Annotated in this window: 1 protein-coding gene; it reads right to left on the bottom strand. The window is 47.4% G+C overall.

What is annotated here, in order from left to right:
• A partial coding sequence (locus tag R7Z50_RS24855; RefSeq protein WP_318149397.1) for a fatty acid cis/trans isomerase occupies nucleotides 1-929 on the bottom strand: 929 nt, incomplete at its 3' end.
• Nucleotides 930-1,051 lie beyond the last annotated feature (122 nt).

Below are 1,051 nucleotides of genomic sequence, written 5' to 3'. Positions count from 1 at the left end.
CTTTGTTCTGGAATGATTCGGTAGTAAACGCGTTCAACGCCCGGATCGTCGTAAGGGCGGCGAGTGGAAATGCGTTTTACTGGCTGTCCTGGTGGCGTTGCGGAGCGAACGAGGGTAAAGAAGCGCGGTTTTTCGCTCAACTCAGAAAAGTACAGGTGCGACAGGAACAAGTGCTCGTAAATATAACGCGACATCAACTGGTTCTTGAAGTCTGAATGGTTGAGCAGTGTTTCGTATTGATTGATTTGCGCCTGCTCTTGGTCACTGATTGGCGTGTGCATATTCATGATCGCGCCGTTTTCTAGCCAAGTCATCAGCGTGTGGTATTCGCTGTTGGTTAGATTCGGCATACCAAATGGCATTCCCCAGTTTGGGTTGTCTTTTTCGTACTGCTCGTACTCTTCAATTGTCGGGCAGGTTTGCTCACGATCAATCGAAAAATCAAAACCTTCTAATTGCACTTGGTCTGGCAAGGGATGGCGCTCTTTCTGTTGCAATAAACGAGCGATAAGGCCAGCTTCAAGGTTTGCCGCCATGCTTTGGTCGCGTTCATTCAAAACAGGGTGGAAGCCAGCGTCGCGCCATTCTTGGGTGGTTTCTGCATCTTCAAACAAGCGAGTAGGTGCAGCAGCTGTCAGGCGAGTGCCTTCATAAACCAACGCTTTCGATGCTCCGCGGTCGATCCCTTCTACCGATGAGAGTTTTAGCTGACATGGCGCATCGTAGCAGGCGTGGCAAACCACACAGCGGTTATCGACGATAGGTTTTACCTCGCGTTGGAAGAAATCTGCCTGCGGCGTTTCAACGCTGGCAGTACGCTCACGAACCAACTGAGGGCCGAACAGTTGGTCAAAGTTCAGGCCAGCATAAGTAGCACAACCAGCAAACAGACTGGCAATGCAGAGTATAAAAATTAGACGCAAATTCATTGAGTTATTTTGAGTAAATTGAATTTGCATTAATTAAAGCAAAATAAGTGACGAAATACCAAAAATCGAGACAAATAGCCGCGCTTTCTTTACCTATTTATGGATTTAAATAGATAACCCTT

Source organism: Vibrio sp. 1249-1 (assembly GCF_033340495.1).
Note: the sequence above shows the minus strand (reverse complement) of the source record. Positions and strands in the feature narration are given on the sequence as shown.